We start from the raw sequence: 3,640 nt of genomic DNA, 5'->3' as shown, positions 1-3,640 counted from the left end.
AAGGCCTTTTGTGCCGGTGGAAATCTGAAAGAGATGGAACGCCTGAGTGTGGAAGTCGGTTTGGTTGAGAGAAGGGAATTTGTGCGTAATGTTGCCCATAAGATAATAGAAAATATTCGGGGTTTGGAAAAACCGGTGATTGCCTGGGTAAATGGTCCCGCTATCGGGGCGGGATGCAATATCGCCCTCGCCTGTGATCTCAGGATCGCCTCTGAAAAGGCCAGGTTCGGTGAGGGCTTCATCAATATGGGGTTGGTCTCGGATTACGGCGGTCTCTATTTTCTTCCCCGGCTGGTTGGTCCGGCAAAGGCCCTCGAATTATACTTCACGGGAGATGTAATTGACGCAAAAGAGGCGGATAGGTTAGGAATAGTAAATAGGGTGGCACCCCATGAGGAGGCGGAAAGAGCCACCTATGAACTGGCAAACAGGATCGCGAAAAAATCCCCCCTGGCCCTGGGGATGATCAAGGAAATCCTTTACAAGGGGATCAACATGGATCTGATAACGGAATTGGATCTGGAGGCGAATGCCAATAGCATTTGCCTGAAAACGGAAGATCACCGGGAAGGGGTAAGGGCCTTTTTGGAAAAAAGGGAACCGGTCTTCAAAGGGTTATAGATGGGTAGACCGAGGATTATTACCCCTGCCACCAGTTCCTCATCAAGGCAGAGATGCTTTTTATCTCTTCCAAGTTCTTCAATTCCCTCTTCATCTGCGCTCTTTTTTCTTCGTCGCATACACCTGAGGTAAGGGCATCGAATTTGTGGTCCATCTCTTCCTCGGTCAGGGGATTATGGGGGAAACCTTTGCATGTGGATGTAATTTCATAGTCCTTGCCGCTCTTTAAACGGACTTTCAAGGGAGACTTGAATATACCTTCTTCCATAAAGGTCTTATCCAGTTCCCTGTCCCTTTCTATTTTCACCCTTTCCGTTAGCTTGAGCATCTCCGGATCCGTCAGTCTTTTATCGGATAGTTGCTCCCTGGGATCGAGAAGGTGGCCATCGGCCAATACCGTGGCCAGGACAAAGGGGAGGCTCCACTGGGCAATGGTCAGATTTTTGGGTTTGACCTTTACCTCCCTGGGAACTCCCAGAAAGAGAGCAAAATGGGGAACGCAGGCCGTTATTTCCTCTACGTCTTCTGCGGCAAATCCACATTCCTTCATAAGTTTGACGATGCCATCCGTGTACCCCTGGTTATAGTGACAGCATCCGTAATACTTAAAGGCCATCTCCTTAATATTCCAAACATCCCCCAGCCCCTCGACAAGGCTGTCTCTGTACATCATGTTACCCGCCAGGGCGGCGATCACCCCGTACCTTCCCTTATCGTCCCAGTGTCCCTCAAAGACGGCACGGGGGCCCACAAATCCCCTTTTTGCCATGAGGGCATTCAAGATCCCGTTAAGGGCCGCCCTTCCCGAGTTCCACCTGTACGTCCAGTTTCCGTCGAGGAGGTATTCAATGGTAGCCGCTCCCATTGATCCCCCTGCCAGACCAAAGGCATTGGCCATTTCTTCTTCTTTCAGATTAAGGAGCTTACCAGCGCCGGCAACGGCGCCGAAGGGAGGGAAGATGGAATTCGCCTCAAACCCTCTGACGGCGGTGAAACTGTCCGGTCTTCTATTCATGGCCGCAGCGACCCTTGTTATTACCTCATACCCCCCGACGACAGCGGTGATAAGGTCTTTTCCTGTAACATTCTCCCTCTCACCCACGGCCAACGCCGAGGCTATCACCGAGCAGCTTGGGTGCAGTTCGACTTTCGGATATGTATCACTCAAGTCGTAACTCAAAGCCATTACTGCATTTACCATGGCGGCATGGGCACAGGGCAGGCGATCCCCGTGCATCAGGATCGTAGATTCTTCCTTCCCGCCGGTCTCTCTCACTATATCAAGAAGGGCTTTACTCCAGGGGGAGTCAGCGCCATAGATGGTTATACATACCCAATCGTAGATACAGGCTTTAGCCTTTTCAACCACATCAGCAGGAATATCTTCGTATTTCAAATGAACAAGCCACTCAGCCAATCTCTCAGCATAGTACATTTCTAAATCCTCCCATTTTTAATTACAGTAGTCAGGTGTTTAGCTAATTTTTCGACATCTCAAAGGCAAAGTCCACTATTTCAGACGGGGCAGAGCCTGGCCCGAATACCTTCTTTACTCCTATATCTAAAAGTTCCGGTATATCCCTTGAGGGGATAACACCCCCCCTAATCACCGGTATTTCTATCTTCTGTTCATTTAGCGCTTTCACTAAATTGGAAGCAATATAGAGATGCTCTCCCATGGAACTGCTAATGCCTATAACGTCCACATCCTCCTGTTCGCCATTGATTGCCCATATTTCCATATTTCGTGTCTTTCTATCGCTGGTGTTAAGGCGCAGGCTAAAGCCTGCGGCTACATTTATGCCTCTGTCCTGCTTTTTGGACATCGGAGCAGCCATTCTGGTGCTTATAGTTTCTTGACCCGGATCATATTAGTGGTGCCGGTTACCCGGATGGGGTGGCCCATGGTGACGACAATGGTATCTCCGGCGGACACCTCGCCGGTTTCCAGCGCCGACTGAGATGCCTTTTCAATCATAGCGTCTGTGTCGTGGGGGTCTTCGATCAGACGTGGCAGGCAACCCCAGAAGAGAGTCAGTCTCTGTACAGTTTTGGCATTTGGTGACAGGGCGATGATCGGTTGCCTCGGTCTGAAGCGGGAGATATGCCTTGCGGTCAGGCCCGACTGGGTATGGGCCACGATTGCCCGGGCGTCGAGATGGTCGGCCAGGACACAGGATGCGTGGGCGACGGATTCGGGTATGTCTTTTTTGGGGGTTGAACGGAGAAACAACTCGTAAGGGAATCCGGTCTCCGCGATGGTGGCGAGGCGATCCATAACCCTGACAGTTTCCAGGGGATAGCTCCCTGTTGCCGTTTCTTCGGAGAGCATCACTGCATCAGTTCCGTCAAGGACGGCATTGGCCACATCCGCCGCTTCTGCCCGGGTCGGACGGGGGGCATTGACCATGGAGCGGAGCATCTGGGTCGCCGTAATCACCGGTTTACCATAGGCATTTGCCGTGCGAATCAGCTTTTTCTGGATGAGAGGCACCTCTTCGAGGGGGATCTCCACGCCCAGGTCGCCGCGGGCCACCATAATACCGTCGGAGATACCAACAATATCTTCCAGATGTTCAAGAGCCTCGTGCTTTTCGATCTTGGCAATAACAGGGGTGTCGGCCCCCTTTTCCCGGATGATGTCTTTTACCATCCTGACATCATCTCCTGTCTTCACAAATGATAATGCGATATAATCAACGTCGTGCTCTAACCCGAAAAGAAGGTCCTGCCGATCCTTGTCTGCCAGAAAGGGGGCACGTATTGTTCCCGTCGGGAGGTTTATCCCCTTGTGGGAGGTGAGCAACCCGCCGGTGATAACTTTACAGTAGATATCGCTGGCGCTGGCCCTGACCACTATCAGTTCAATCAGGCCGTCTGAGAGGAGAAGTCTGTCTCCTGTCTTGACTTCTCCGGGGAGGTCAGGATAGGAGAGGGAAACCATTTCCCGGCTGCCTTCTACGTTATGGCTGGTGAGGATGAAATCCTGTCTTGGTTCAAGAAGCACACCGGGATCAGG

At 51.6% G+C, this 3,640-nt stretch carries 4 protein-coding genes; 1 reads left to right on the top strand and 3 read right to left on the bottom strand.

What is annotated here, in order from left to right; genetic code table 11:
- On the top strand, nucleotides 1-621 hold a 621-nt coding region (locus tag QMD03_07830), incomplete at its 5' end, for an enoyl-CoA hydratase-related protein (GenBank protein ID MDI6777128.1).
- Between the two features lie 19 nt (nucleotides 622-640).
- On the opposite strand, the gene QMD03_07825 is transcribed toward QMD03_07830, so the two are convergent.
- From QMD03_07825 to pyk, 3 genes are all read right to left on the bottom strand, one after another.
- Nucleotides 641-2,056 (bottom strand): MmgE/PrpD family protein, encoded by a 1,416-nt coding sequence (locus QMD03_07825; protein MDI6777127.1) that lies wholly within the window; start codon nucleotides 2,054-2,056, stop codon nucleotides 641-643.
- Nucleotides 2,057-2,099: 43 nt separating this feature from the next.
- Nucleotides 2,100-2,447, bottom strand: coding sequence for a hypothetical protein (locus QMD03_07820; protein MDI6777126.1), 348 nt, complete (start codon nucleotides 2,445-2,447; stop codon nucleotides 2,100-2,102).
- 20 nt (nucleotides 2,448-2,467) lie between these two features.
- Nucleotides 2,468-3,640: pyruvate kinase (pyk, locus tag QMD03_07815; protein MDI6777125.1), on the bottom strand; the 1,173-nt coding region annotated here is incomplete at its 5' end.

The organism is Syntrophales bacterium, from assembly GCA_030018935.1.
Taxonomy (GTDB): Bacteria; Desulfobacterota; Syntrophia; order Syntrophales; family CG2-30-49-12; genus CG2-30-49-12.
This window is presented reverse-complemented; position numbering and strand designations above follow the sequence as displayed.